Origin of the sequence: Ralstonia pickettii (assembly GCF_030582395.1) — a bacterium.
GTDB lineage: Bacteria > Pseudomonadota > Gammaproteobacteria > Burkholderiales > Burkholderiaceae > Ralstonia > Ralstonia pickettii_D.
Window position 1 is genome coordinate 3,153,911 of sequence record NZ_CP104381.1, and the last position, 26,534, is coordinate 3,180,444.

Below are 26,534 nucleotides of genomic sequence, written 5' to 3' on the forward strand. Positions count from 1 at the left end.
GTGTCAGCGTTTGATGGACGGCGCGTCCATCTTGCCGCCGTTGGCGTTACGGGCGAGGAACATCTCCAGCGCGGTAATCACCTCGCTGCCGTAGAGCGGTTCCGGAAAGCGCTGCTGGCGCAGGCAGTCGTACAGGCGGTGCTGCATCGTGCGTACCTCGCCCTGCGAGACGCGATACCCCGGCCACGTGGAATACGCAAAGCGCGCGCCGTCGGCGGTCAGCAAATCGGGCAGCTCCTGCAGGCGGATGCGCAAACCCGGCTGGGCATGGCACGTGGCGCAGGCAAAGTCATACGCGCCGCCACGGTAGAAGAACATGCGGCGGCCGAGTTCGTACACGCGCTTTTCTTCAGGGTGGGCGAGCGGAATGTCGATGGCCGCGCCGCGCGATTCCGAGGCAACGTAGGCCATCAGCCGTTCAATGTCCGACGCCTTGCCGGGCGACGAGAACGGGCGGGCCGAAGCCTCTTCCTTGGTCAGACCCTGCAGCGTCATGCGGCAGTACATAAGGCGCTGCTCAGCGTCCATCACGCGGCCGGTGTCTTTGAAGTAGCGCGGCAGCTTGGCGTAGGCGCCTTTCACCACGCCGGGGCCCAGGCCCAGGTCGCACGCTTCAAGCGAGGCCTGCTTGGGGCCGGCGGGCTTCTTCCAGAGTTCTTCGCCGGCGGCTTCCCAGAGTTCGGCCGGGTTGCCGTCGGCCAGCATCTCGCGGTACTGCGCGATGCCGGCGGCGGTGCTGTCCTTGGCGTCCTGGGCGAGTGCCATCACGGCGCTGCCGGCCACTAACGACGCAGCCAGCACCATCGTCCATGTCTTGTGTTTCACGGTCCCCTCCGTGGGTCGCCTACGGTTTGATATAGGCGAAACCTTCTTCCTGCTGCAGGCGGGTGATTTCCACCACGCCGGCCGGCACCACCTTGGCTTCGAGCAGCAGCTTGTCTTCCGGCACCTTGAACGCCATCAGCGAGTTGTGGCACACGCGAAACTCCACGCCCATGCTGGCAAGCGCGGCCACGGGCGCATCGAACGGGCGCCCCTGCGCATCCTTGGCGCCTTCAACGAGGAAGTCGATGCCGTGGCCCAGCGCCACCACCACGATCTTCGTGCCGGGTGCGCCGTTCAGGTGGTTGCGCAGGTTCCCGATGGCGCGCACGGCCTGGTCGATGCCTTCGCTCAACTGGTAGACCACCTTGTAGCGGGCACCGGCGCCGCCAGCGCGCGGGGTGTTCTGGGCAGCGGCCTTGCCGGCCACACCCAATGCCGCCAGCGCGGCGGTCACACGAAAGAAGCTGCGTCGCATTTGAGCCTCCCGGCCTTTGCTGATTACTGGATAGACGTTTCGTCGGTGCGCTTGTCGCCGTGGTTGTCGACCCACGTGACCGTCACCTTGTCGCCCTTGGCGCCGCCCTTGAACTTGAAGTTCAGGAACGGATCTTTCGACACGGCCGGGCCGAACTGGGCGTCGAGCACCGTCTTGCCGCTGTGCTGCACCGTTACGTTGGTGATGTGCCAGGCGGGCACGACCTTGCCGGACGCGTCTTTGCGCTGGCCGGTTTCCATGTCGTGCTTCATCAGGATCTTCACGTCGGTGGTGCCGCCGTTTTCCATTGCGCGAATGCGCATCGGGTCTGCCATGGTGTGTTTCTCCTGATGTTTAACCGCCGCAGCCACCCAGGGTGACCTTCACTTCCTTGCTCGCCAGCACCCATTTGCCGTTGGCGCGCACGGCGGCGTAGACCGTTGACGTCTCGCCCATCTTCACGCGCGTGCTCACAAACGGTTCGGTGCCGGCCGGAATGCCAAACGTGGCGGCCAGCGTGTTCGGGTTCTTTTCGACCAGGATGGCGATGAGGTCGGTGCCCGGCAGCGTGCTGGTCACGACCAGCGGCACGACGGCGCCGTTTTCAGCAATGTCCGGTGCGGTGAGCTGGATGCCGGCGCCGCCCTTCTCCACCGCGCCACCGCCCAGTTGCTTGAGCACGTCGTTCACGCCTTTCACCGCAAAGGCGGCCTTGTTCCATTCGGCCGCCTGGGCCGGCGTGGCAATGCCGGCAGACACCAGCAGCGCCATCATGGCGCCGGCACGCAGTACGTCACGGCGGCCCAGATTGATTGCGTCGTTCATCGTCCGTTCCTCACTTGGCCGGGGCGCCCGCGAGCACCCAGTCGATCACGGTTTTCAGATCGGCATCGGCAATCTTCGGGTTGGCCGGCATCGGGATTTGGCCCCAATTGCCCATGCCGCCTTCGCGCACCTTCTTGATGAGCTTGGCTTGCGCGCCGGCATCGCCCTTGTACTTGGCGGCAACGTCCTGGTAGGCCGGGCCGACGAGCTTGCGGTCGACGGCGTGGCAGCCCATGCAGGCGTTCTGGTTGGCGATGGACAAGGCGCGGGCAGCATCAACGGCGGCCAGCGCGGGCGTGGCGGACAGTGCCAAGCCGGCCAGCACCGCCGCTGCGGCGAGCGTGGGGGCGAACTTCATGTGGTCTCCAGAAGACGAGGCTGCCCGCATGCGTGAGCGGGCGAAATGGCGGGAATTGGACCCGGTATTGTGCCCGAAACGGGCCAAATCCTATGTCGCCCGCAAATGTCGTCCGCAAAGCAAAACGCCCGGTACCTTTCGGCCCCGGGCGCTTGTTTCTGATGGGGATGCGGCGATCAGGCCATCGCCCGCCGCGCGGCCAGCCGGCCGCCAAATACGTTGAGCAGCAACCCGGCCATCACCACAGCGCCGCCCAGCCATTGGGCAGGCACCAGGCGCTCGCCCAGCAGCACGGCGGCTGACACCAGCCCCACCACCGGCACCAGCAGCGTGAGCGGCGCGACCTGGCTGGCGGCGTAGCGCGCCAGCAGGCGGCTCCACAGGCTGTAGCCGAAGATGGTGGCACCAAAAGACAGGTAGACGATCGCGCCGATGCTGGACCAGCTGATGTTCGCCAGGCTGTGTGCGATCTGCTGCGGCCCCTCCAGCCAGTACGACAGCAGGAAGAACGGAATCGGCGGAATGACGGCGCCCCACACCACCAGGCTCACCACATTCACCGGCCCGACGCGCTTGGTGACGATATTGCCGCTGGCCCAAGAAAACGCCGCGCACAGCGTCAACAGGAAGCCGGCAGTGGTCATGCCCGTGACCGAGCCGCCCCCCGCCATGCCGATCACGGCGAGCCCGCCTGCGGCCACCGCCATGCCGGCCAGGTGGAACCAGCGGATCGGCTCGCGCAGCACGATGGCGGCAATCGTCAGCGTAAAGAACGCCTGCGACTGCAGCACCAGCGAGGCCAGCCCCGCCGGCATGCCCACATACATGGCGGAGAACAGGAACGCGAACTGCCCGAAGCTGATGGTGGCGCCGTAAGCCACCAGCCACTTAAGCGCAATCTTCGGGCGCGGCACGAACAGCACAGCCGGGAACGCGACCAGCGCAAAGCGCAGCGCACCCAGCAGCATGGGGGGCACGCCATGCAGGCCCACCTTGATGACGACAAAGTTGACGCCCCACACCAACACAACGGTCAGGGCCAGCAGCAGATCCTTGGGAGACATGATGATCGGAAGGTTCGGACGGCCGCCCGCGCGGCCACATGACGCACTGTAGGCGCGGGCCGCTTACGCGACTTGCACAATCTTGCGCATTGTTTGTGCCCGGGGCTGCACCTTCCGCCTGACATTCAACCCAGCATGTCCGACCAGATGGCGCGGCTCCAGCCTTGCGCCAGCTTGCCCTCCGCTGCGGAAGGCGCTTCGGAAAGCCCGCCGGCGCCGGGCACCGTCACCATGGTGTGCTCGGTCGCGTCGTAGCGGTGCACGGTTGCCACGTGCATTGCCTCGTCGGGCGTGGCAAAGCTGTAGCAGGTGTTGGTATACAGCGGCGACGCATCGGGCGCGTGGCCCGCCAGCATCGCCACCACGGCGGCGGCGGCTACCTTGCCGTGCTGGTTGGCCATGTGGCCCGACTTGGGCATCAGCGGCGCGGTCTGGATGGCATCGCCAATCACATGCACGCCCGGGGCCACCTTCGATTCGAACGAGAGGAAGTCCACTTCGCACCAGCGCCCGTTGGCCGTCGCCAGCCCGGCTTGCACGGCAATCGCCCCGGCACGCTGCGGGGGGATGAGGTTGACGACATCGACCTGCACGTCGTCCTGCACATCGAACTTGAGCACGCGGCCCGTGGCATCGATGTCGACGGCGTTGTATTGCGGACGATATTCGATGTGCTGCGGATAGCGCTCTGCCCAGACGCGCTTGAACAACGCGCCTTTGGAGGTGACGTCATCGTTGGCATCGAGAATGAGCACGCGCGAATCGGGCTTGGCGCGCTGCAGCCAGTGGGCGATCAGGCACGCGCGCTCGTACGGCGCGGGCGGGCAGCGGTACGGCGCCAGCGGAATGCTGATCGCCACCGTGCCGCCGTTGGGCATGGCTTCGAGCCGATGGCGCAGCGCCAGTGTTTGCGTGCCGGCTTTCCAAGCGTGCGGCGCTTGCGCGGCGGTGGCCGCATTGGCGAGACCGGGAATCGCGCCCGGCACGAAGTCGATGCCGGGCGAGAGGATCAGCCGGTCGTAATCAAGCGTGCCGCCGCCTGCCAGCCGCACCTGCTTGGCGCCAGGGTCGATGGCCGATGCGCGGTCGCGCACCCACCGCACGCCGTGGCGCTCGACCAGCGCGTCATACGGCACGGTGATCGACGCGATGTCACGGTCGCCCGACAGCACGAGGTTCGACAGCGGGCACGAGACGAACGCGGCGTTCGGCTCAACCAGCGTGACATCGACATGGCCACCGGAAAACACGCGCACGTACTTGGCCGCCGTTGCGCCGCCATAGCCGCCGCCCACCACCACCACGCGCGCATTGCGCACGCCCGACAGCGATGCACAGGCGGCCAGCGGCCCGGCCAGCGCGGTTGCCCCGAGCGCGCGCAGAAGTGCGCGTCGGTCCTTGCGCAGCCATTCGCTCATGGCGCCTCCTGAGGTTGGCGTGACAGCCAGCCGGCAATGGCGGCGATCTGCGCATCGTCATAACCGCGGGCGATCTGGCCCATCACCGTGGAAGGGCGCGCGCCGCTGCGAAAGGCTTGCATGGTGTCGATCAGCTCGGCCTGCGAGCGACCGGCCAGCGGCGGCAACGTCTGCGCGGGAAGCTTGGCACCGGGCGCGGTATCGGCGTGATGGCAGCTGGCGCACGTGGCAGCCCAGGTGCGGGCCTGCAGATTGGTGGCGGGATGATCGGCCGCATGGGCCACAGTGGGCGCAGGGGCCGTCAGCAGCGCCGCAAGCAGTGCTGCTGCGGCAGGGCGGTGGACGACGGGCATCGGGGGGCTGCGAAGTCGCGGGAGCGTCATACGCTAACACGCACGGCCGGCCATGTGCCCTGTGATGCGTGCAGCCAACAAAAAACGCAGCACGGTGGCTGCGTTTCTTGCGGTGCGATATTGCGGACGTGGCTTACGGCAATTGCTTGCCCGGCGGCAGCGCCGGCGAGTTGGTCGGCGACACGGTCACGCCCGGCGCGGCCGATGTGACCGGGGCAGGCGCCTGCGTGGCCGTCGGCGTACTCTGCGTGCGCGTTGGCGTGCCTTGCGACGCATCGGGCGCGGTCGACGGGTTGGTCGACGTGGCATTCGCATCCAGGTGCTTGCGCTCTTCGTCGGTCACGTAGTCGAACACCTTCACGACCTTGTTGACGCCACCTACGGTGCGCACGGCCTCGGTGGCCTTGTTGCCTTCGGCCTCGGTCACCACGCCCAGCAGGAAGACGGTCTGCGCTTCGGTCGTCACCTTGATGGAGTTCCAGGGCACGCCGTCCGTGCCGGCCAGCACGCTCTTCACCTTGGTGGTGATGTACGTATCGTTTGTGCGCGAGCCGAACGTGCTCGACTCCGGCGTCACCACGATCTCGTTGACGACCTCACGCGCGTTCTGCAGCTTCTGCGCGTATTGGCCGATCTCCTGCTTGGTCTGCTCGGTGCCGGCTTCGCCGGTCAGCAGGACCTTGCGGTTGTAGACCGTCACGTTGACGTGGGCACGGCCGTCGTAGCGCGAGATCAGCGTGTTCTCGGCTTCCATCTGCAGGCCGCGGTCGATGGTCTGGGTGGCGGTCGGGCGACGGTCGGTGGCAAGCGCCACGCCGCCGGCCACGGCGCCCGCAAACAGCGGGAAGCAGGCAGTCAACTGCGTTGCGGTCATGCCGGCCAGGGCGGCCAGCACGGCGGTGCGTGTGACCGTGCGACGGAAACGGGCAAACGTAGGCGACGAGAGTTTCATGCTGTCCTTGAATGAAGTGCAGAAGAAAGAAGAGCGAGGTTGATGCGAGGTTCAGGCATCAACGCCGAAGGCATCGCGCATCCATTCGATACGCGCACCGTCAATGGCGATGACGTCAAATCGGCAGGCCGGTACATCTTCAACCTGCCGCGCGAGAAAATCTTCAGCCGCGGCAATCAGGCGGCGCTGCTTGGCGGGCGTGACACTCGCCGCCGCCCCGCCGAAGCGCTGCGCGGAGCGCGCCACACGGGCACGCACTTCAACGAATACCAGGGCGCCGGCCGCATCGCGCATCACCAGATCGATTTCACCGCCCTTGCAGCGATAATTGCGGCTGACCACGGCCAGCCCGCGCGCCTGCAAGTAGCGCAGCGCACGGTCTTCACCGGCTTCACCGGTGGCGGCTGTGATGGGCTGCGGCGCATGCATTCGCGGTTTGAACCAAGTAACAGAGAGAAGTTCTCGTGAGTGATCCTGACTGGACCCTGCTGGCGCACGACCAGCACTATCCCGCCGGCGCATTATATGTGGTGGCCACCCCCATCGGGAACGCGGCCGACGTGTCGCTACGGGCGCGCTACGTGCTGGGCCTTGTCGACGCGGTGGCGTGCGAAGACACGCGCAACACCGGGCAACTGCTCCATCGGCTGGGGCTGTCGCGGCCGATGCTCGCGGCGCACGAACACAACGAGCGCGAGGCCGCCGCGCGCATCGTGGCGCGGCTGGCGCAGGGCGAGCGCATCGCCTATGTGTCCGATGCGGGCACGCCGGGCGTGTCGGACCCGGGCTCGCGGATTGTCGAGGCGGTGCGTGCGGCGGGCCAGCGCGTGATTCCGCTGCCGGGCGCGAGCGCGGTGGTGACGGCGCTTTCTGCCGCGGGGGAGTTGCTCGACACGTCTGGTGGGCAGTTCACCTTTGTCGGCTTCCTGCCGCCCAAGGCCGGGCAACGCGAGGCGGCCATCCGCCAATGGGCCGCGCACGGGCCGGCATGGGTCCTGTACGAGGCACCGCATCGCATCGAGGCCACACTCGCCGCGTTGGCGGAACACCTGCCCGCGCGACGCATCCTGATCGGCCGGGAATTGACCAAGCTGTTCGAGCAGATCGTCGTGCGGCCTGCCGCCGAAGCACCGGCCTGGCTTGCCGCCGATGTCTCACATGGCAAGGGCGAATTCGTTCTGGTGGTGGAGGGCGCAGGCGCGCAGGACGCCGCGCCGACGGCGATGGCGGCAGACCAGGTCTTGCGTCTGCTGTTGGCCGAGTTGCCTGCCAAGCGCGCAGCCAAGCTGGCCGGCGCAATTACGGGTGCGTCGGTCGACGCGCTGTATCAAAGCGCGCTGGCGCTGAAAAACGAAGGGAAGGACTGAGGCAGGAAGGCGGCCGGATCAGCGGATCAACGACGCTTGGCGCGACGCTTGACCGCTTTCTTCTTCACCGGTGCGGGTTCATCGGCACCCACATCGGCGTCGCCATCGTTGCTGGCGACATCGGTCTGCGTCAGCTCAGGGCGCAGCGCTTCAACTTCAGCGCGGGACAGTCGGCGGATTTCCACCTGCGTTGAACCGCGTTTGACGAAGTCGAGCCGCTTGGCGGCGGCATACGACATGTCGACGATGCGCTTGCCGTGGTACGGACCGCGATCCGTCACCTTGGCCACGACCACGCGGTCGTTGGAGAGGTTGCGCACCAGTACCCAGCTCTGCAGCGGCAGCGACGGATGCGCCACCGTGAAGGCGTTCATATCGAAACGCTCGCCGCTGGCGGTGCGGCGGCCGTGGAAGCCGCGGCCGTACCACGAAGCCAGGCCGCGTTGTTCGAACGTGCCGAGGTCGGCGCGCAGGCCGGGGCTGGTATCGGTGTTCTCGTCCAGCTTGAGGCTGGTCGAATCCGGCACCCCGCGGAACGACAGCGTGCCCCAGGCATCGGGGTTGTCGCGCGGGTCGGCCAGCTTCAACGCGGGCGCTGCGGGCTTGCTGGCCTGAAGACCGGATTGCCCACCCGCGGGCGGTTCGCCGGGGACGGCGGCACAGCCCGCCAGCACCAGCAGCGCGGTGCCGTGCGTGAGCCAGGCACGCAGCGTGCGGCCGGCCGGAAGGCAGGAAATCGAATGGGTCAACTTGAGCATGGCCGCGAGTCTAACATGCATGTTTTGATCGCTTATTTACATTTCCTATTAAAACGATCACATCATGCTGTCATCTCGCACCAATTTTGTAATATTTTCTTTCGGATGTAACAGCACACCCCGCAAGCCCAGTGCTGGCGCGGGCTCGGCCCGATACAATCGGGTTATCCCTGCCATGTGCAAATGCGCACACAAGATCACATGAAAGTCGTTGTCGTCCCTGTTACGCCGTTTGAACAGAACTGCACGCTGCTGATTGGCGACGATGGCGCTGCCGCCGTCACCGATCCCGGCGGCGATATCGACCGCATCCTGGCCGCCGCACAGCAGCACGGCGCACGCATCGAAAAAATCCTGCTCACGCACGGCCATGTCGACCACTGCGCCGCCGCCGACGCCCTGCGCACGCAGCTCGGCGTGCCGATCGAAGGGCCGCAGAAGGACGAGGCGTTCTGGATCGACCAACTGCCCATGCAGAGCCAGCGCTTTGGTTTTCCGCCCGCCAAGGCGTTCGTGCCCGACCGCTGGCTCGAAGACGGCGACACCGTGGAAGCCGCCGGCCGCACGCTGCAGGTGTTTCACTGCCCGGGCCACACGCCCGGCCACGTGGTGTTCTTCAGCGCCGAAGACCGCGTGGCCATCGTCGGCGATGTGCTGTTTGCGGGGTCGATCGGTCGCACGGATTTTCCGCGCGGCAACCATGCGGACCTGATCAACGCGATCCGCACGAAGCTATGGCCGCTGGGCGACGACGTCACGTTTGTGCCGGGTCATGGGCCAGTCTCGACCTTTGGCGATGAGCGTGCCAGCAACCCGTACGTCGCCGATCGCCTGTTTGCCAACGAAGGCTCGGCATGAGCGCAAACACCAACGAGAGCGCCAACGAGAGCGACGACCCCTTCGCCGACACCGCACCCGCTGCGCCGGCGGACAAGCCCCGCCGCAAGCGCGGCAACCAGCCGCCCGACACGCGGCCCGAAATCTACGTCAGCACCGACATCGAGGCTGACGGCCCTATCCCCGGTCCGCATTCGATGCTGAGCTTCGCCAGCGCGGCGTACCTGGCCGACAAGACGCTCGTCGGCACGTTCGAAGCCAACCTGGAAACGCTGCCGGGCGCAGAGGGCCATCCTGTCCAGATGCAATGGTGGAAGACGCAGCCCGAGGCGTGGGCCGCGTGCCGCGCCAATCTGGAGGCACCCGAGGTGGCCTTGCCGCGTTACGTGGAGTGGGTCGAGAGCCTGCCCGGCAAGCCGGTGTTCGTGGCGTTTCCGGCGGGCTTCGATTTCACGTTCATGTTCTGGTACATGATGCGTTTTGCCGGGCGCTCGCCGTTTGGGTGGGCCGCACTCGACATCAAGACGCTGGCCTTTGCGCTCACGGGCATGCCGTATCGGCGCAACGTCAAAGCGGCCTTTCCCGAGCACTGGCACGACCCGCTGCCGCACACGCATATCGCGCTGGATGACGCCAAAGAGCAAGGTGCGCTCTTCTGCAACATGCTCGCCGAACTGCGCAAGCGCGAAGCCGAGCGCGCCGCCGCACAATCGCCCCAACAATCTGCGCAGGATTGAGCGCCGGACACATCACGCATCTGGCGAAGAACCGCACGCGGTTTGCCTCTTGCCCGCGTGATGCGCGCACCATGCCGCAACGCAACTTGCGGGCTCGCAAACCCGCGTCTACGCTGGGCTTGTGCGAGCGACCAGACGACTGCGCCACCCGGCGCCGACAAGCAAAGCCACTCGCATACGCCATTTGCTTGCCGTATCGTTTTCGGGCCGCACGTGCCCCCGACGCCGGTGCGTGCCGGCGTCGGCTATCAGCCAACAACGGGAGGTAGCGCGGTGCGATTTTCCCGTGACGCGTTTGACACGCAACACTTGCGAGCGATGACGGAACGCTTGCATTGGCATCGCAAATCCTCTGCGAAGGCGGTTCCGCTGAGCATGCGTGCGCAGCATCTGCATGACACGCACAGCGACGCGCACCACGACGCAGAAGTCACGAAGGTCGCCATGGTCTCGACCGCGGCGGCGCTGGCAGTGGTGCTTGCCGCCCTGCTGGCAGTTGGTTTCGGGTCAGAAATGGCCCGATGGATGGGCCTGGAATAACCCGGTGCCCTTGCGCGTCTTGACGGACGCAGCCCCGGCCCTCGCGCAAGGCGAGATACGGCCACCCCTGAACGGCCTGTGCGATGGAAATCGGCAGGCCGTTCAACTTTATGGGGCGCGCGAATTACTTCAGGAACGCATCAAGCGCTTCAGGCGTGCGGCCGATGATGGCGCGGCCGTTGCGAACCAGCACCGGCCGCTGCAGCAGCTTCGGATGCGCTGCGATGGCTTTGAGCAGCGCGTCGTCCGATGCATCGGCCAGATTGAGGTGCGCGTATTCGTCTTCGTTTTCGCGGATCAGGCTGCGCAGCGGGGTGTCGAGTTGCGCGGCGAGCTGTTTGAGGTCGGCCAGCGTGGGCGGCGTGGTCAGGTATTCGATGACCTCGAGCTGTTCGCCGTTCTTTGCTGTGAAGGATTGGGCTTGTTCGAGGGCGGAGCGGGATTTGGAGCAGCGGGGGTTGTGGTAGATCTGCATGGGCTCTGGTTTTGGCTTGATGGAACGTGCAGCAATCTTAAGGGCTGGCAAGTGGTTGCTGGTTTCGTGGTTGATTGTGAGGGGGTTCGTGATTTTTGAGCTTGTTGGTGCACCCCTGTTTCATCCCCTGCCGGGACCGAAAGGGGGATGGACCACCAAGGCAAAAACCCAAACAACCCCTAATCACCCGCCCAACAACTCCCCCACAGCACACCCCACCACCACAGTCGCGCCCCGCAGATCATTCAACCGCAGGTTTTCATCCGTGTTGTGCCCCCGCGCCTCCATCAACGTCCGCGGGCCCGCCCCATACAAAACCGTCGGCACGCCATGCGCCGTGTAATGCCGCGCATCGGTATACAGCGGCACGCCATGCACCGGCACATCGCCACCGAACACCGCTAACGCATTCCGCCGTAGCGCGCCAATCAGGGCGTCCACGCCCGGCAATTCGGCAAGCGGCTGTGCCAAGAGAATGCGTTCCACTGCAACCTCGATCCCCGGCCGTTCTGCAGCCGCGTGCTCGATCACGGCGCGCAGTTCGCCTTCTGCATCGCGGCCGGCTTCTTCAGGAATCATCCGGCGGTCTACACGGAACGTCACCAGATCGGGCACGACGTTGGTGTTGATGCCGCCCTGGATCAACCCGACGTTGAGCGTTGCGTGGTCGATGCCCGGCACGGAGGATGTGCGCGTGGCGAGTTCCGCGCGATAGGCATACACGGCTTGCAGGATATGCGTGGCCGCCTCGATGGCGTCGATGCCCGTATGCGGCATGGCAGCGTGTGCCTGCTTGCCTCGCACCGTCACCTGCACGTGCAGGCAGCCGTTGTGCGCCGAGGTGATGCCATAGGCAAAGCCGGCGGAGATGGCGTAATCGGGCTTGCTCAGGCCTTGGTCGAGCAGCCACTTCGGGCCGATATCGCCGCCGGTTTCTTCGTCGTAGGTGAAATGGAGTTCGACCGTGCCATTGAGCTTCGCGCCACGCTTTTCCGCGTCGATCAGCGCAAGCAGCGCCCACGTGTAGGTGGCAAAGTCCGACTTGGACACCGCCACGCCGCGGCCGAACATGGTGGGGCCGTGTTCGGTCTCGACGATCTCGCCGCCGTACGGGTCGTGCGTCCAGCCCAGGCCGGGCGGGACGACATCACCGTGTGCGTTCATGGCGACCGTGGGGCCGCCGCTGCCGAACGTGTGCCGCACGATCAGGTTGGTGGCGCTGACCATGCCGACGGCACGTACCTGCGCCTGCGGCACGGCATGCGCCTCGACCGTCAGGCCCAGTGCCTCCAGCAGTGCCTTGGCGCGCGCGGCATGCGGGGCGCAATCGCCGGACGGGTTGTCCGACGGCACTTTCACCAGCTCGCGCAGGAAATCAATCTGCTGCGCGTGTGCCGATTCGACAAACGCGCGGATGTCCGCATCGATGCCGGGATTCGCAAGTTGGGCCTGGGTCATGTCGATGTCTCCCTGCTTGTGGTGGGACGGAGATTGAAAGTGACTGAGCCCCCGTTGTGCGGGGGCTCAGTATGGATGCCGATGAAGCGAGGTTTACAGCGCGGCCTGCATGGCCTCGGCGGTCAACCATACCGACTCGGCCAGGTCCTGCTCGTCGCAGTTGTGGCCTTCGCCACCGCGGTCGACGACAAGGAAATCGCTCACCTCGCCCAGCGCCAGCAACGGGTGATGCCACACGCCGCGCGCGTAGTTCACGCCTTGCCAGCCGCGCGAGACGAACGCGCGCAATTTCGATGGGTCCAGCTCGCCGGCCGGCGCCACGACCACCAGATACGGCTTGTCGTTCTGCGGGATGAAGGCCTGGCTGCCACGCGGGTGGCGCTCCAGCATCTTGACCTCGAACGGCAGCGTGCGCGGCTGGCCACGGAACAGGCTGATCAGCGCGCGGCCGCCCTCGCCCACATCCACGTTGGCGAGGTCATGAAAGCGGATGGTCGTGCCCTGGTTGATGGGGAATTGCTTGGCCCCTTCCAGCTCGATCACATCGCCAAACGGTGCGAAGGCTTCGCGCGTGAGCGGCTCGATGGTCAGTGCAACGCGTGCAGCGGTCTCTTGGCTCATTCGAGCACCCCCCACAGGCGCAGACGCGACACACCGCCGTCCGGGAACATGTTGAAGCGCACGTGCGTCACGATACCGAGGTCGGCGATTTCCGCTTCGTAGTAATGCTGCAGGTCCATCTGCAGCTTCTGCTCGGGCAGCAGCGTCTGCCAGAACATCGCTTGCGTCTTCAGAGAACTGTCGGTGCCGCCCACCACGCGCGCGGCCTGGATGGAAACGCGGTCAGCGAAGTTGCCCTTGAAGTGCGCGGTGTCGACTTCGATTTTGCGGATGCGGCCCGGGTGGGCCAGGGCGATCACGCACCAGTCGTTGCCCGGTTCGCGGCGGCGGCGCGTTTCCCAACCGTCGCCCATGTTCACGCCACGGCCCGGCATCAGCATGCGCGAGGCCGGCCCGAAGTGCTCGTTGTTGGCTTCGACCACATAGGCGCCGTTTTCCATGGCGGCCAGGTCGATCAGCTTGGTGCGGTCCGCACCCTTCCAGTCGACCTGCGGCTGGCCATACACCCGCAGGCGCGCGATGCCGCCGTCCGGGAAGATGTTCAGTCGCAGATGCGTGAAGGCCTGCGGGCTGGTCACGGCCACATAGGCGTGGCTGTTGCCTTGCAGCGTGGTCGACGGAACGATCTCAGTCCACTGCGTGGCATCGGTCGGCTCGCCATCCGGCAGGTAGGCGGCTTCGATGGAAGCGGCCGGTGGGAAGTTGCCCGTGAAGTGGCTCGTGTCGATATCCACACCCTTCACGACGCCCGGGCGGGCCAGGCGGACGATGCAATGGTCATAGCCCCCGTTGCGGCGACGGCGCGTTTCCCAGCCATCCATCCACTTGCCGTGGTCGTCGTACTTGCCGGGGATGAACACCGCCGGCTCGGGATTGAGCATGCGATCTTTCGGCGCGAAGAATTCGTCGGTCGCGAACGTGGCCTCGGCGCCAAGGCGGGGGTCCGCCAGGTTCGGATATCGGCGCGTGAAATCGGGCGCGTTCGGATCGAGCGTGGGCATCGCCATGTGGAACTCCTTGGTATTTGTCTCTGGATGTTATACGGCTGGCCCATCGAACAAAAACGACGAGTAAGTACACTCGAAACCGTGATGATGGGAACGCCGGAAGTGCAGCGTAAATGGCGGAAGCACAAGGCTTCGCGGGACTGCATGGGTCGATCCTAGCATGTGAATTCAAAAATTGCATACAAAAATTGGATCGCCTATGATGCCGTCAACGCTCGACAATTCCTCGCAACAATTCGTTGCAATGCAGTGAGCGAAACAAAGCCGTGACAACAATCGCAGCAACCCGAACTAGACGATTGGGCGCGGCTTGAGACACCCCGTAATCCAAAGGAGGATTCACCATGCAACGCTTTACGCGCCCGTTGTTCGGGCAGGTTTTGATTGCCCTGGCGGTGGGCATCGCGCTGGGCATCTGGGCGCCCGAATTTGCGCAGAAGTTGCAGCCGCTCGGTGATGGCTTTCTGAAGTTGATCAAGATGTTGATCGCGCCGATCGTCTTCTCTGTCGTGGTGGTGGGGATTTGCGGCGCCGGCGAGCTGAAGAAGGTCGGGCGCGTGGGCGGCAAGGCCGTCATCTACTTTGAAATCGTCACGACGATTGCGTTGGCCCTGGGCATTGCGCTGGCCTATCTGTTCGGGCCCGGCCACGGCATGAATGTGGATCCGAAATCGCTCGATCCGGCGGCCATGGCGTCGTACATGACGACCGCCAAGCAGGTGGAATCGACTGGCGTTGCAGCGTTCTTCCTCAAGCTGATTCCCGATACGTTCGTCAGCGGCTTCGTGAAGGGCGACATCCTGCAGGTGCTGCTGGTGTCAATCCTGTTCGGCTGCTCGCTGTCGCTGCTGGGTGAGCGGACCAAGCCGCTGGTCAACCTGATCGATCAGCTCTCGCATGTGCTGTTCCGCATGATGGCCGTGATCATCCGGCTGGCACCGCTGGGCGTGCTGGGCGCGGTGGCCTTTACCGTCGGCAAGTACGGCGCGGGCTCGCTCAAGCAGCTTGGCTTCCTGGTACTGCTGTTCTACGCAGCCGTGGCGCTGTTTGTGTTCGTGGTGCTCGGCACCATCCTGCGCATGGCGGGTTTCAACATCTTCAAGCTGATCCGGTTCCTGCGCGCGGAACTGCTGGTGGTGCTGGGCACGGCATCGTCCGACGCGGTGCTGCCGTCCATCATGAACAAGCTTGAAAAGATGGGCATCAAGCGCTCCGTGGTCGGCCTTGTCATCCCGACCGGCTATTCGTTCAACCTCGATGCGTTTTCGATCTATCTGACGCTGGCCGCCGTATTCATCGCACAGGCGACCAACACGCCGCTGGCCCTGCAGGACCTGCTGTTGATCCTGGGCGTGGCGCTCGTCACCTCGAAGGGCGCGCACGGCATCCCGGGTTCTGCCATCGTCATTCTGGCGGCCACGCTGTCGGTCATTCCGGCCATTCCGGCCATCGGCCTGGTGCTGGTGCTCTCCGTCGACTGGTTCATCGGCATTGCCCGTGCGCTGGGCAACCTGATCGGCAACTGCGTCGCCACGGTGGTCATCGCGGCGTGGGAAAAAGACATCGACCGCGTGCGCGCCAATGCGGTGCTCGACGGCAAGATCGATATCACGGAAGAAGGCGAAGCGATTCCGCACGGCCTTGGCGTGGCGGCACCTGCAGCCCATACGCTGCCGCATGCCTGAAGCGGCTCGACTGCCGGACGGCGGTAAAATCGGTGCCATGACTGAAACCACCGCCGCCGACATCTCCTCCGAAGGCATTGCCGATGACATCGCCCAGGCGATCGTCGCGCATCGGCTGCCGCCGGGCACCAAGCTGCGCGAAGAGGCGCTGGCGCGGGTCTACCACGTCAGCCGCACGAAGATTCGCGCGGCGCTGCTGATGCTGGCCAAGGACAAGCTGATCCGCATGGAGCCGGACCGCGGCGCCTTCGTCGCCAAACCCGACGAGACCGAGGCGCGCGAGGTCTTTGCAGTGCGCCGCGTGCTGGAGGTGGCGCTGGTGCGCGAGTTCATCGCGAAGGCGACGCCGGCCGATTACAAGCGGTTGGAAAAGCACCTGGCCGAAGAGCACAAGGTGGCGGCCAGCGGCGACTTGTCTGACGTCCCGCGCCGCAATCGCCTGATGGCCGACTTTCACCTGCTGATGGCCGACGTGGTCGGGAACAGCGTGCTCAAGGAAATGCTGTACGAGCTTTCCGCCCGCAGCTCAGTGATCACGATGATGTACCAGTCCACGTACGATGCCGTACGTTCGTCCGATGAACACACCGCTTTCCTGGAAGCCGCCAAGCGCGGTGATGTGGAAGGCGCCATCGCCCTGATGGAAGAGCACATGGCGCACACCGAGGCGTCACTCAAGTTCGAATCGCCGGGCGGCCGGGCGACGGATCTCGTAGCCGCCCTCCTCGCCTGACCGCGCGTGCCGACTTACACGCTGCGGGCGCCGGTTTCGGCCGAGCTGGACATCAAGAAAAGCCGCTTTATCGGATTGGCCGTTCCGGTGGAAGACCGGGCCGCCGCCATGGACGTCATTGCACGCCTGCGCGCGGAGCACCCCGCTGCCACTCACGTCTGCTGGGCGCTCCTTGCGGGCGGCCAGTCCGGCATGTCCGATGACGGCGAGCCCTCCGGCACCGCCGGTCGCCCCATCCTGGAAGTGCTGCGCCATCACGATCTGGACGCCACGCTGGGCGCCGTGGTGCGCTACTTCGGCGGGGTCAAGCTCGGCGCGGGCGGCCTTGTGCGCGCCTACACCGATGCCATTGCCACTGCGCTCATGCACGCCGAACGCGTGGAGCGCATCGCCAGCACCACGCTGACCCTCGCCACCGATTACGCCGATGAGGCGCGCATCCGCCGCTGGATCGACGATGGCGCCTACACGCTCGTCGATGCTGCGTACGATGCGGGCGTCACGCTGACGGTGCGGTTGCCGGTGACGGACGAGGCGGCTGCACGGAACACGCTGCGCGATCTGACGCAAGGGCGTGTGGCGATTAGCTAGGCTTATCGCTGCGGAGCGGCGGGCGCGGAGCCTGGGCAACACGGGTTCCGGCAGTCCGGCTGGAAAACGACGTAGGCGGCTGTCGGCATGTGGGGAGCGGCCCCCTCGCGCTCCACGGCACGCAGATGTGTATCGGCTTCGGACGACTCGACTTTGTCGCCCTCGATTCCGACGGCGTCCAGCACGGCCTGGAGGCTTTTGAGGCGCAGCACAGCCAGCTCTGGGTCGGGAGCAGGCTCGGACGCCTCCTGCAGGCGCACCCGGTACTTGCCGCCGCTGCGAAAATCGTCTTTGAGCTGCGAATCCCATTCCGCCAGTTTCAGGATTTCGGTGGTCGGCAGCGCAGACTCGCCAGGCGAGAACACCAGCGGATGCTCAAGCCCGGTCAGATCGCAGGCCACGGCCGAGGTGCTGAGCATGAGCGCGCCGACAACTGCAGTTCTGGGTAGCATCTTCAGTCTCCGGCATTGAGGGCGCCACCGCGATGCGCCTGATGACAAGTGTAGGAACCGTCATCCATTTCCGCACGCTCAACCCGTTCGCGACCAATACCCCGCCTGCCCGTACACGGTCTTCAGATGCTCGATAAAGAACCGGATCTTTGCCGGCACCGGCCGCTGCTGCGGGTACACGGCGAGGATGTCGTAGTCGGGCAGCGCGTAGTCGCCCAGCACCGTCATCAGCGCCCCGGATTCCAGCTCGGGCTGGATCTCCCACGTTGAGCGCCAGCCCAGGCCGAGGCCTTCGCCCATCCAGCGGTGCAGCAGTTCACCATCGTTGCAGTCGAGGTTTCCGTTCACCTTTACGGTGACGGCCTTGCCGTTCTGCTGGAAATACCAGCCGCGCTGCTGGCCGCCCTGCAGGTTGAAGGCGAGGCAATTGTGGCGCGCGAGATCATCCAGCGTGCGAGGCACGCCGTGCTTGGAGAAGTACGCGGGCGTGCCGCACACGACGCGCTTGTTCGACGCCAGGCGAATCGCCACGAAGTTCGGATCGATCGCGCCGCCAATACGGATGCCTACGTCGTAGCCTTCGCGCACGAGGTCGACCACCCGGTCGGTCAGGTTGAACGAAATGCGCACGTCGGGGTTGGCACGCAGAAAGTCCGGCGCATGCGGTGCAACGTGCTTGCGGCCAAAGGCGGCCGGCGCCGAAACGATCAGGTGCCCGGTCGCCTTGTGGCGGCCTTCCGCAACCAGCAGCTCCGCGCGGTCCAGCTCGCCCAGCGCCTTCTTGCACTGTTCCATGAAGACCGCGCCTTGCTCCGTCACCGCAATGCGGCGCGTCGACCGGTGCAGCAGCTTCACGCCCAGGCGGGCTTCCAGCGCGTTGATGCGGCGTCCGATCATGACGGGCGTCACGTCCTGCGTGAGCGCGGCAGCGGCCATGCTGCCGTGTTCCACCACGGCGATGAACGCTTCGATCTGCTTGAGCTTGTCCATTCCATCATTCCAGTTCGCAATGTCTGACCATTTTAGTGAGCATTGCGTACCTGGATTGCGACTTTCTGGCGCATATCACCTATGACGAATGGCAAAAATGGCGGACGGCCATGTGATCGATGCAAGCGCGTCAGGCCGGTTTTTTGCGTCGCACAAAAACAGCTTCAAATGGCCGCAGCATGCGCCTTTTCGGCAGTTTGCGTGCCTCCATATTGGTGCAGCACGCAAAACCATTCGGTATTTTGGGTTAGCAATCAACTGACGAAAGCTGCGTTTATCCATATCGGCATGCGGGAATAGGATCAGTTCCAACGTATTCCCACCTTCCCCTTCCTGGAGACACCCCCATGCCGAAGATGAGAGCGATTGATGCCGCAGTTGCGGTGATGGAAAAAGAAGGCATCACCACCGCCTTCGGCGTGCCCGGTGCCGCCATCAACCCGTTGTACTCGGCCCTGCGCAAGGCTGGCAACATTGACCACGTGCTGGCCCGCCACGTTGAAGGCGCCTCGCACATGGCCGAGGGCTACACGCGTGCCGAACCCGGCAACATCGGTGTATGCATCGGCACGTCGGGCCCTGCAGGCACCGACATGATCACCGGCCTGTACTCGGCCTGGGCAGACTCGATTCCCATCCTGTGCATCACCGGCCAGGCCCCCCGCGCCCGCCTCTACAAGGAAGACTTCCAGGCCGTCGACATCGAGTCGATCGCCAAGCCGGTCACCAAGTGGGCCGTCACCGTGCGTGAGCCGGCGCTGGTGCCGCGCGTGTTCCAGCAGGCGTTCCACCTGATGCGCTCGGGTCGTCCGGGCCCGGTGCTGATCGACCTGCCGTTCGACGTGCAAGTCGCCGAGATTGAATTTGACCCCGACACGTACAGCCCGCTGCCGGTCTACAAGCCCGCGGCCACGCGTGCCCAAGCCGAGCGTGCCATCGAGATGCTGTGCCAGGCCGAGCGCCCGCTGCTGGTGTGCGGCGGCGGCGTGATCAACGCCGATGCGGCCAAGCTGATGGTCGAGTTTGCCGAGCTGGTGAACGTGCCCGTCGTCCCGACCCTGATGGGCTGGGGCGTGCTCGCCGACGACCACCCGCTCAACGCCGGCATGGTCGGCCTGCAGACGTCGCACCGCTACGGCAACGCCACGCTGCTGGCTTCGGACTTCGTGTTCGGCATCGGCAACCGCTGGGCCAATCGTCACACGGGCAGCGTCGACGTCTACACCAAGGGCCGCAAGTTCATTCACGTCGATATCGAACCGACCCAGATCGGCCGCGTGTTCGGCCCGGACCTGGGCATCGTCTCGGACGCCAAGGCGGCACTGGAGAAGTTCATTGAAGTCGCGCGTGAGCTGAAGGCCGCCGGCAAGCTGCCGTGCCGCAAGAGTTGGAACGCCGACGTTCAGAAGCGCAAGCGCACGATGCTGCGTCGTTCGGACTTCGACAACGTGCCCATCAAGCCGCAGCGCGTGTACCGCGAGATGAACCAGTACTTCCCGCAGAAGGGGGAAAACTCGGTGCGTTACGTGAGCACGATCGGCCTGTCGCAGATCGCTGCCGCGCAGTTCCTGTCGGTCAACCAGCCGCGCCACTGGATCAACTGCGGCCAGGCAGGCCCGCTGGGCTGGACCATTCCCGCCGCCATCGGCGTGAAGGTGGCTTCGCCCAACAGCGACGTGGTCGCCATCTCGGGTGACTACGACTTCCAGTTCATGATCGAAGAGATGGCGGTGGCCGCGCAGTTCAAGGTGCCGTACATCCACGTGGTGGTGAACAACTCGTACCTGGGCCTGATCCGCCAGGCACAGCGCAACTTCGACATGGACTACTGCGTCCAGCTCGCCTTCGACAACGTCAATGCGCCCGAGCTGAACGGCTACGGCGTCGACCACGTGAAGGTGGTCGAAGGCCTGGGTTGCAAGGCGATCCGCGTATTCAAGCCCGAAGACATCGAACCCGCCTTTGCGCAGGCCCGCCTGCTGATGGCCGAGTTCTCGGTGCCGGTGATGGTGGAGGTGATTCTCGAGCGCGTGACCAACATCGCGATGGGCACCGAGATCGACAACGTGGTCGAGTTTGAAGATGTGCTCGACCTGGAAGACACCCTCACGGAAGCCGAAGGCGTCACCGCATAAAGACGGCGCGTCCCTCCCTCACCGTCCGATACAAGGAGAAACCATGACAAAGCTGGCAGCCAACCTGACCATGCTCTTCAACGAGCAGGCCTTCCTTGACCGCTTCGAAGCCGCCGCCCGTGCGGGCTTCCGCGGCGTGGAGTTCCTGTTTCCCTACGCGTTCCACGCCGACCAGATTGCCGATCGCCTGAACCGCTTCCAGCTCGACCTGGTCCTGCACAACCTGCCGGCCGGCAACTGGGACGGCGGCGAGCGCGGCATCGCCATCCTGCCGGACCGCGTGGGCGAGTTTCAAGACGGCGTGGGCGATGCCATCAAGTACGCCAAGGTTCTCGGCGTGAAACAGCTCAATTGCCTGGTGGGCATTCGCCCCGAAGGCGTGAGCGAAGACGCCGCACGCAAGACGCTGGTGGACAACCTCAAGTTTGCGGCGAAGGCACTGAAGGCCGAGAAGATCGATCTGCTGATCGAGCCGATCAACACGTTTGATATTCCCGGCTTCTATCTGAACCGCACGCAACAGGCGCTGGATCTGATTACAGACGTGGATGCGTCCAACCTGTACGTGCAGTACGACATCTATCACATGCAACGGATGGAAGGCGAAGTGGCGAACACGCTGAAGCGCCATCTGGACAAGATCAAGCATGTGCAGTTGGCGGACAACCCTGGGCGCAATGAGCCGGGGACTGGGGAGATCAACTATCAGTTCTTGTTCCGTTGGTTGGATGAGATTGGGTACACGGGGTGGGTTGGGTGTGAGTACAAGCCCAAGGCAGGGACCGTTGAAGGCCTTGGCTGGCGGGCTGCTCACAACGTTGCTTGATTTTTTGTTTGCCTTGTTCCGGCGGGGCGGTTCATCCCTTGTTTCATCCCCTGCCGGGGCTGACTCACTTTCTTTGTCTTGCCAAAGAAAGTAAGCAAAGAAAGGCGCGCCCGAGATGGCGAAAGACTCCTTGAATTTCTGTCGCAGAGAGGGAGTGCAGGCAACTCGCTTCGCTCAAACAGGCCTGCACTCTTTTTCCTCTCTGCAACAGAAATTCAAGGCGCCATCTAGGGCAGGAACGTCAACGGCCAAACCATCGGCCACGACTGCAGCACGAACCAGCAGCACAACGCGAAGCAAAGCGAGCAACACCGCAACGAACAAGAGCCACCTAGGTCAGCACACAGATTGTGTGGCCGTACCTTGCCTTAGATGGCGCCTTGAATTTGTGTAAGCGGGCGGAACAAAGATGGGGAACTGTCTGAGCGCAGCGAGTTTTCCCCGTCTCCGCCCGGTTACACAAATTCAAGGAAGGGGTCGCCATCTCGGGCGCGCCTTTCTTTGCTTACTTTCTTTGGCAAGACAAAGAAAGTGAGTCGCCCCCGGCAGGGGGTGAAAGAGAGATGAACCACCAAGGTTCAAACAAGCAAACCACCAACACATCCAAACCAAGGAGATCCCTCACCATGGCAACCGCAACTCTGAACCTCGGTTTCATCGGCCTCGGCATCATGGGCGCCCCCATGGCAGGTCACCTGCGCGCAGCAGGCCACACGCTGTTCGTGCACGACGTCAACCCGGCACCCGCCGCGCTGGTGGAAGCCGGCGTGACGGTCTGCACGAGCGCGGAAGAAGTCGCCAAGCGTGCCGACATCATCTTCATCATGGTGCCGGACACCCCGCACGTTGAAGCCGTGCTGTTCAGCGAGAAGGGCGTCGCCAAGGCGCTGAAGGACGCCGGCAAGGATGCTGCAGCCGGCAAGATCGTGGTCGACATGAGTTCGATCTCGCCGATTGCGACGAAGGACTTTGCTGCCCGCATCAACAAGACCGGCGCGCAATACCTGGACGCTCCGGTGTCGGGTGGCGAAGTGGGCGCGAAGGCCGCATCGCTGACGATCATGGTGGGCGGTGAGCAGGCTGCGTTCGACCGCGTTGCTCCGCTGTTCAACCTGATGGGCAAGAACATCACGCTGGTCGGCGGCAACGGTGACGGCCAGACCACCAAGGTGGCCAACCAGATCATCGTGGCACTGAACATCCAGGCCGTGTCGGAAGCGCTGCTGTTCGCATCGAAGGCGGGTGCCGATCCCGCAAAGGTACGTCAGGCACTGATGGGCGGCTTCGCTGCGTCGCGCATTCTTGAAGTGCACGGCGAGCGCATGGTGAAGCGCACGTTCGACCCGGGCTTCCGCATCGAGCTGCACCAGAAGGACTTGAACCTGGCCCTGCAGGGCGCCAAGACGCTGGGCGTGGCCCTGCCGAACACGGCCACCGCGCAGGAGCTGTTCAACACCTGCGCCGCCAACGGCATGGGCAAGCAAGATCATTCGGCCCTGTGCCGCGCGATCGAGATCATGTCGAACCACGACATCGCCTGAATGCGCGTGTAAGTTGTGTGCACTGTCGCGGCCCTCGGGCGGCGGCAGTCTTTTTGCTGTCTCCCCGCTTTCTGCCATGCACCACGACCAGTCTGCCCAGGCCGCCCTGCGCGCTGCCCTGCCCAATCCGTCGCCGCGCGCGTTGCTGCACGGCCTGTTTGATACTGCGGTGGCTGCGGTCAGCGCTGCGCAATGCCTGCCGGCATTCCTGCCTGAACCGCCGCGTGGCCGCACCATCGTCATCGGCGCCGGCAAGGGCGCAGCGGCCATGGCCGAGGCGGTGGAGCAGCACTGGAAGGGCGAGCTGTCTGGCCTGGTCGTCACGCGTTACGGGCACGGCCGCGCGCCTGGCATGCAAGGCCGTATCGAAGTGGTGGAAGCCTCGCACCCGGTGCCCGATGCAGCCGGCCAACGCGCTGCGCAACGTATGGTCGGCCTGCTCGAAGGTTTGACGGAAGACGACCTCGTGCTGTGCCTGATCTCGGGCGGTGGCTCGGCCCTTCTGGCTGCACCGGCGGAGGGCCTGACGCTGGCCGACAAGCAGTCCGTCAACCGCGCGCTGCTCAAAAGCGGCGCGAGCATCGGCGAGATGAACTGCGTGCGCAAGCACCTGTCGTCGATCAAGGGCGGGCGCCTGGCGCTGGCATGCGCACCGGCACGCGTCGAGACGCTGCTGATCTCCGATATTCCAGGCGACGACCCGACGCTCATCGCCAGCGGCCCGACGCTGCCCGACGCCACCACCTGCGCGGATGCGCTGGCCGTGATCGACAAGTACGGCATCGACGTGCCCGAAGCGGTGCGCCGTCATCTGGAAACCGGCGCGGGCGAGACGCCCAAACCCGGCGATGCACGTTTCGAAGGCCATCGCAGTCACGTCATCGCGACGGCTCAGCACGCACTGGAGGCGGCGGCCGCACAGGCACGCGCACTCGGTTATGAGGCCCACATCCTGTCGGACAGCATTGAAGGCGAAGCACGCGATGTGGCAGAAGTCCACGCCGGCATCGTGCGGCAGATCGTGGCGCGCAATCAGCCGTTCACCAAGCCGTGCGTGATTCTGTCGGGTGGTGAAACCACGGTGACGGTGCGCGGCAATGGGCGCGGCGGACGCAATGCCGAGTTCTTGCTGGCGCTGGGCGTGGCGTTGGATGGTTTGCCGGGTGTGCATGCGATTGCTTGCGATACCGATGGCATCGATGGGTCTGAAGACAACGCTGGTGCGATCTTGACGCCGGATAGTCTGGCGCGTGCTGAAGCGCTTGGGTTGCGGGCTAAGCAACTGCTCGACAACAACGATGGGTATGGGTTTTTTGATGCGCTTGGGGATTTGATTGTGACTGGGCCTACGCGGACGAATGTGAATGATTTTCGGGCGATTTTGATTACTGGCTAATTTTGGGCGAGGGGTGGATTGGGGGTTTTAGTTTTGTGGTTCATCCCTTGTTTCATCCCCTGCCGGGGCTGACTCACTTTTCTTTGTCTTGCCAAAGAAAAGTAAGCAAAAGAAAGGCGCGCCCGAGATGGCGAAAGACTCCTTGAATTTATGTCGCAGGGAGGGAGGAGAGGCAAACTCGCTTCGCTCAAACAGGCCTGCACTCTTTTTCCTCCCTGCAACAGAAATTCAAGGCGCCATCTAGGGCTCCAACGGCCAAACAATCGGAGCACGACTGCAGCAGGAACCAGCAGCACAACGCGAAGCAAACCGAGCAGCAACAGCAACAGCAACAAACAAGAGCCTCCAGGTGAGCACACAGATTGTGTGGCCGTACCCTGCCCTAGATGGCGCCTTGAATTTGTGTAAGCGGGCGGAACAAAGACGGGGAACTGTCTGAGCGCAGCGAGTTTTCCCCGTCTCCGCCCGGTTACACAAATTCAAGGAAGGGGTCGCCATCTCGGGCGCGCCTTTCTTTGCTTACTTTCTTTGGCAAGACAAAGAAAGTGAGTCGCCCCCGGCAGGGGGTGAAAGGGAGATGGACCATCAAGGTCCGCAAACGCAGCAAGCAATAGCCAGCCACCGGAGCCATCAACGATGCGCCGCTTCCGCAACACCAAAATCCTCGCCACCCTCGGCCCCGCCAGCAGCGACAAAGACACCATCCGCGCCCTCTTCGACGCCGGCGCAGACGTCTTCCGCCTGAACTTCAGCCACGGCTCGCACGAAGACCACCGCAACCGCTACGACACCGTGCGCGAGGTGGAGGCCGAGACCGGCCGCCCGATCGGCATCCTCGCTGACATGCAAGGCCCGAAGCTGCGCATTGGCACCTTTGCCGACGGCCGCGTCGTGCTCAAGAACGGTGACCGCTTTGTGCTCGATCGCGATCCGACGCCGGGTGATGTCACGCGTGTGCACTTGCCGCACCCCGAGCTGTACGCCGCGACCGCGCCGGGCCAGTCGCTGTTGCTGGACGACGGCAAGATCCGCCTGGCAGTCGAAGCGGCTGATCCGACGGCCATCGTCACGCGCGTGGTCGATGGCGGCCCGCTGTCGGACCGCAAGGGCGTGAATGTGCCGGATGCCGTGATTCCCATTCCCGCGCTTACCGAGAAGGATCTGCGCGACCTGGACTTCGCCTTGTCGCTGGGCGTCGATTGGATCGCCCTGTCGTTCGTGCAGCGCGCCGAAGACGTGATCGCCGCGCGCGAGATCATTGGCGACCGCGCGGGCCTGCTCTCCAAGATCGAGAAGCCCGCAGCGCTGCTGCATCTGGAAGACATCGTGCAGGCATCCGACGCCCTGATGGTGGCGCGTGGTGATCTGGGCGTGGAACTGCCGCCCGAACGCGTGCCCGGCGTGCAGAAGCGCATCCTGCGCATGGCGCGCCAGCATGGCAAGCCGGTGGTGGTGGCCACGCAGATGCTGGAATCGATGATCGAAGCGCCGGTGCCGACGCGCGCCGAAGCCTCCGACGTGGCCAGCGCCGTGTACGACGGCACCGATGCCGTGATGCTGTCGGCCGAGTCGGCCAGCGGCAAGCATCCGGTAGCAGCGGTCAGCATCATGAACCGCATCATTGCCGAGACCGAGCGCGACCCGCTGTACCGCAACCTGATCGACGCGCAGCATCAACCGCCGCTGCCCACACGCCAGGACGCCATCTGCGCAGCCCTGCGCGACGTCACGCACATCCTGGGCGCAGTGGCCACCGTCACGTACACGTCCAGCGGCAAGACGAGCCTGCGCGCCGCGCGCGAGCGGCCGCTGGCGCCCATCGTCAGCATCACGCCGCGCCTCGATACGGCGCGCCGGCTGGCGATCGCTTGGGGCGTGCACAGCACGGTCAGCCCCGATGTGAGCAATGTCGACGAGATGGTGGACGCGGCGTGCCGGGCCGCCGCGCGTGAAGGCTTTGCCGTGTCGGGCGACCAGATCGCCATCACGGCGGGCATGCCGTTCGGCCAGGCCGGTTCGACCAACCTGCTGCGCCTGGCGGAAATCTGGCCGCAGACCGTTGCATCCGCCCAGATGGAAACGCGCGCCGAGCAGTTCGAAGCCGCGACGGCCTGA

29 protein-coding genes are annotated in these 26,534 nt (G+C 64.7%); 12 read left to right on the forward strand and 17 right to left on the reverse strand.

Annotated elements, in window-relative coordinates; genetic code table 11:
• Nucleotides 1-3: 3 nt before the first annotated feature.
• From soxA to N5B55_RS15290, 10 genes are all read right to left on the reverse strand, one after another.
• Nucleotides 4-804 carry a sulfur oxidation c-type cytochrome SoxA gene (soxA, locus tag N5B55_RS15245; protein WP_304539808.1) on the reverse strand — a complete coding sequence of 267 codons (801 nt, stop codon included), beginning with the start codon at nt 802-804 and terminating at the stop codon, nt 4-6.
• 40 nt (nt 805-844) lie between these two features.
• The gene (locus N5B55_RS15250; RefSeq protein ID WP_304538573.1) at nt 845-1,300 is read right to left on the reverse strand and encodes a DsrE family protein; all 456 of its coding nucleotides are present in this window, start codon (nt 1,298-1,300) and stop codon (nt 845-847) included.
• A 23-nt stretch (nt 1,301-1,323) separates the two neighbouring features.
• Nucleotides 1,324-1,635, reverse strand: a complete 312-nt coding sequence (gene soxZ, locus N5B55_RS15255) for a thiosulfate oxidation carrier complex protein SoxZ (RefSeq protein ID WP_004628733.1) — start codon at nt 1,633-1,635, stop codon at nt 1,324-1,326.
• A gap of 19 nt (nt 1,636-1,654) precedes the next feature.
• Nucleotides 1,655-2,125: a thiosulfate oxidation carrier protein SoxY gene (gene soxY / locus N5B55_RS15260; protein WP_065858222.1), complete on the reverse strand. Its 471-nt coding sequence runs from the start codon at nt 2,123-2,125 to the stop codon at nt 1,655-1,657.
• A 10-nt stretch (nt 2,126-2,135) separates the two neighbouring features.
• Nucleotides 2,136-2,483, reverse strand: coding sequence for a c-type cytochrome (locus N5B55_RS15265; RefSeq protein ID WP_012436693.1), 348 nt, complete (start codon nt 2,481-2,483; stop codon nt 2,136-2,138).
• 176 nt (nt 2,484-2,659) lie between these two features.
• A complete protein-coding gene (locus N5B55_RS15270) occupies nt 2,660-3,547 on the reverse strand; it encodes an EamA family transporter (RefSeq protein WP_304538574.1) in 888 nt (295 codons plus the stop codon).
• A gap of 125 nt (nt 3,548-3,672) precedes the next feature.
• Nucleotides 3,673-4,965 carry an NAD(P)/FAD-dependent oxidoreductase gene (locus N5B55_RS15275; RefSeq protein ID WP_304538575.1) on the reverse strand — a complete coding sequence of 431 codons (1,293 nt, stop codon included), beginning with the start codon at nt 4,963-4,965 and terminating at the stop codon, nt 3,673-3,675.
• Complete coding sequence (locus N5B55_RS15280; protein WP_304538576.1) at nt 4,962-5,318, reverse strand: c-type cytochrome; 357 nt, start codon at nt 5,316-5,318, stop codon at nt 4,962-4,964. Before N5B55_RS15280 ends, N5B55_RS15275 begins: the two co-directional genes overlap by 4 nt.
• A 133-nt stretch (nt 5,319-5,451) precedes the next feature.
• The gene (locus tag N5B55_RS15285; protein WP_304538577.1) at nt 5,452-6,270 is read right to left on the reverse strand and encodes a BON domain-containing protein; all 819 of its coding nucleotides are present in this window, start codon (nt 6,268-6,270) and stop codon (nt 5,452-5,454) included.
• Between the two features lie 51 nt (nt 6,271-6,321).
• On the reverse strand, nt 6,322-6,699 hold the full coding sequence (locus N5B55_RS15290; RefSeq protein WP_154207966.1) for a YraN family protein: 378 nt from the start codon (nt 6,697-6,699) through the stop codon (nt 6,322-6,324).
• Between the two features lie 35 nt (nt 6,700-6,734).
• Between N5B55_RS15290 and rsmI the strand changes: the two genes are divergently transcribed.
• Entirely contained in the window at nt 6,735-7,637 is a 903-nt protein-coding gene (gene rsmI / locus N5B55_RS15295) for a 16S rRNA (cytidine(1402)-2'-O)-methyltransferase (protein ID WP_304538578.1), read from the forward strand.
• Nucleotides 7,638-7,663: 26 nt separating this feature from the next.
• Here the strand turns inward: rsmI and N5B55_RS15300 are convergent, their stop codons facing one another.
• Entirely contained in the window at nt 7,664-8,395 is a 732-nt protein-coding gene (locus N5B55_RS15300) for a septal ring lytic transglycosylase RlpA family protein (RefSeq protein WP_065858235.1), read from the reverse strand.
• Nucleotides 8,396-8,596: 201 nt separating this feature from the next.
• Between N5B55_RS15300 and N5B55_RS15305 the strand changes: the two genes are divergently transcribed.
• The 3 genes from N5B55_RS15305 to N5B55_RS25325 all read left to right on the forward strand — a co-directional run bounded on the left by N5B55_RS15305 (nt 8,597) and on the right by N5B55_RS25325 (nt 10,509).
• Nucleotides 8,597-9,253, forward strand: a complete 657-nt coding sequence (locus N5B55_RS15305) for an MBL fold metallo-hydrolase (RefSeq protein WP_009239605.1) — start codon at nt 8,597-8,599, stop codon at nt 9,251-9,253.
• Nucleotides 9,250-9,969 carry an exonuclease gene (locus N5B55_RS15310; RefSeq protein ID WP_116576345.1) on the forward strand — a complete coding sequence of 240 codons (720 nt, stop codon included), beginning with the start codon at nt 9,250-9,252 and terminating at the stop codon, nt 9,967-9,969. Before N5B55_RS15305 ends, N5B55_RS15310 begins: the two co-directional genes overlap by 4 nt.
• A 273-nt stretch (nt 9,970-10,242) precedes the next feature.
• On the forward strand, nt 10,243-10,509 hold the full coding sequence (locus tag N5B55_RS25325; protein ID WP_116576344.1) for a hypothetical protein: 267 nt from the start codon (nt 10,243-10,245) through the stop codon (nt 10,507-10,509).
• Between the two features lie 124 nt (nt 10,510-10,633).
• Here the strand turns inward: N5B55_RS25325 and arsC are convergent, their stop codons facing one another.
• From arsC to alc, 4 genes are all read right to left on the reverse strand, one after another.
• Nucleotides 10,634-10,984: an arsenate reductase (glutaredoxin) gene (arsC, locus tag N5B55_RS15320; RefSeq protein ID WP_015855900.1), complete on the reverse strand. Its 351-nt coding sequence runs from the start codon at nt 10,982-10,984 to the stop codon at nt 10,634-10,636.
• A 183-nt stretch (nt 10,985-11,167) separates the two neighbouring features.
• Nucleotides 11,168-12,442, reverse strand: coding sequence for a M20/M25/M40 family metallo-hydrolase (locus tag N5B55_RS15325; protein WP_304538579.1), 1,275 nt, complete (start codon nt 12,440-12,442; stop codon nt 11,168-11,170).
• Nucleotides 12,443-12,535: 93 nt separating this feature from the next.
• Nucleotides 12,536-13,063: an ureidoglycolate lyase gene (locus N5B55_RS15330; RefSeq protein ID WP_009239600.1), complete on the reverse strand. Its 528-nt coding sequence runs from the start codon at nt 13,061-13,063 to the stop codon at nt 12,536-12,538.
• Nucleotides 13,060-14,070 carry an allantoicase gene (gene alc / locus N5B55_RS15335; RefSeq protein ID WP_154207956.1) on the reverse strand — a complete coding sequence of 337 codons (1,011 nt, stop codon included), beginning with the start codon at nt 14,068-14,070 and terminating at the stop codon, nt 13,060-13,062. The genes N5B55_RS15330 and alc overlap by 4 nt, the downstream gene beginning before the upstream one ends.
• Before the next feature lie 344 nt (nt 14,071-14,414).
• On the opposite strand from alc, the gene N5B55_RS15340 reads away from it, so the two are divergent.
• From N5B55_RS15340 to N5B55_RS15350, 3 genes are read left to right on the forward strand one after another with little or no spacing between them, the layout of a single operon-like run.
• Nucleotides 14,415-15,755 (forward strand): C4-dicarboxylate transporter DctA, encoded by a 1,341-nt coding sequence (locus N5B55_RS15340; protein WP_065858247.1) that lies wholly within the window; start codon nt 14,415-14,417, stop codon nt 15,753-15,755.
• A 37-nt stretch (nt 15,756-15,792) separates the two neighbouring features.
• Nucleotides 15,793-16,488, forward strand: coding sequence for a GntR family transcriptional regulator (locus N5B55_RS15345; RefSeq protein ID WP_041668560.1), 696 nt, complete (start codon nt 15,793-15,795; stop codon nt 16,486-16,488).
• A 6-nt stretch (nt 16,489-16,494) separates the two neighbouring features.
• On the forward strand, nt 16,495-17,079 hold the full coding sequence (locus tag N5B55_RS15350) for an IMPACT family protein (protein WP_065858249.1): 585 nt from the start codon (nt 16,495-16,497) through the stop codon (nt 17,077-17,079).
• A gap of 2 nt (nt 17,080-17,081) precedes the next feature.
• Here the strand turns inward: N5B55_RS15350 and N5B55_RS15355 are convergent, their stop codons facing one another.
• Nucleotides 17,082-17,498, reverse strand: coding sequence for a hypothetical protein (locus tag N5B55_RS15355; RefSeq protein ID WP_304538580.1), 417 nt, complete (start codon nt 17,496-17,498; stop codon nt 17,082-17,084).
• A gap of 111 nt (nt 17,499-17,609) precedes the next feature.
• Entirely contained in the window at nt 17,610-18,521 is a 912-nt protein-coding gene (locus tag N5B55_RS15360) for a LysR family transcriptional regulator (protein ID WP_304538581.1), read from the reverse strand.
• Nucleotides 18,522-18,868: 347 nt separating this feature from the next.
• On the opposite strand from N5B55_RS15360, the gene gcl reads away from it, so the two are divergent.
• From gcl to pyk, 5 genes are all read left to right on the forward strand, one after another.
• Nucleotides 18,869-20,656 (forward strand): glyoxylate carboligase, encoded by a 1,788-nt coding sequence (gene gcl, locus N5B55_RS15365; RefSeq protein WP_009239593.1) that lies wholly within the window; start codon nt 18,869-18,871, stop codon nt 20,654-20,656.
• A 43-nt stretch (nt 20,657-20,699) separates the two neighbouring features.
• Nucleotides 20,700-21,482: a hydroxypyruvate isomerase gene (gene hyi, locus N5B55_RS15370; protein ID WP_304538582.1), complete on the forward strand. Its 783-nt coding sequence runs from the start codon at nt 20,700-20,702 to the stop codon at nt 21,480-21,482.
• A 626-nt stretch (nt 21,483-22,108) separates the two neighbouring features.
• Nucleotides 22,109-23,023, forward strand: coding sequence for a 2-hydroxy-3-oxopropionate reductase (gene glxR / locus N5B55_RS15375; protein ID WP_015855909.1), 915 nt, complete (start codon nt 22,109-22,111; stop codon nt 23,021-23,023).
• Between the two features lie 76 nt (nt 23,024-23,099).
• Nucleotides 23,100-24,419 carry a glycerate kinase type-2 family protein gene (locus N5B55_RS15380; protein ID WP_304538583.1) on the forward strand — a complete coding sequence of 440 codons (1,320 nt, stop codon included), beginning with the start codon at nt 23,100-23,102 and terminating at the stop codon, nt 24,417-24,419.
• Between the two features lie 636 nt (nt 24,420-25,055).
• On the forward strand, nt 25,056-26,534 hold the full coding sequence (gene pyk / locus N5B55_RS15385; RefSeq protein WP_304538584.1) for a pyruvate kinase: 1,479 nt from the start codon (nt 25,056-25,058) through the stop codon (nt 26,532-26,534).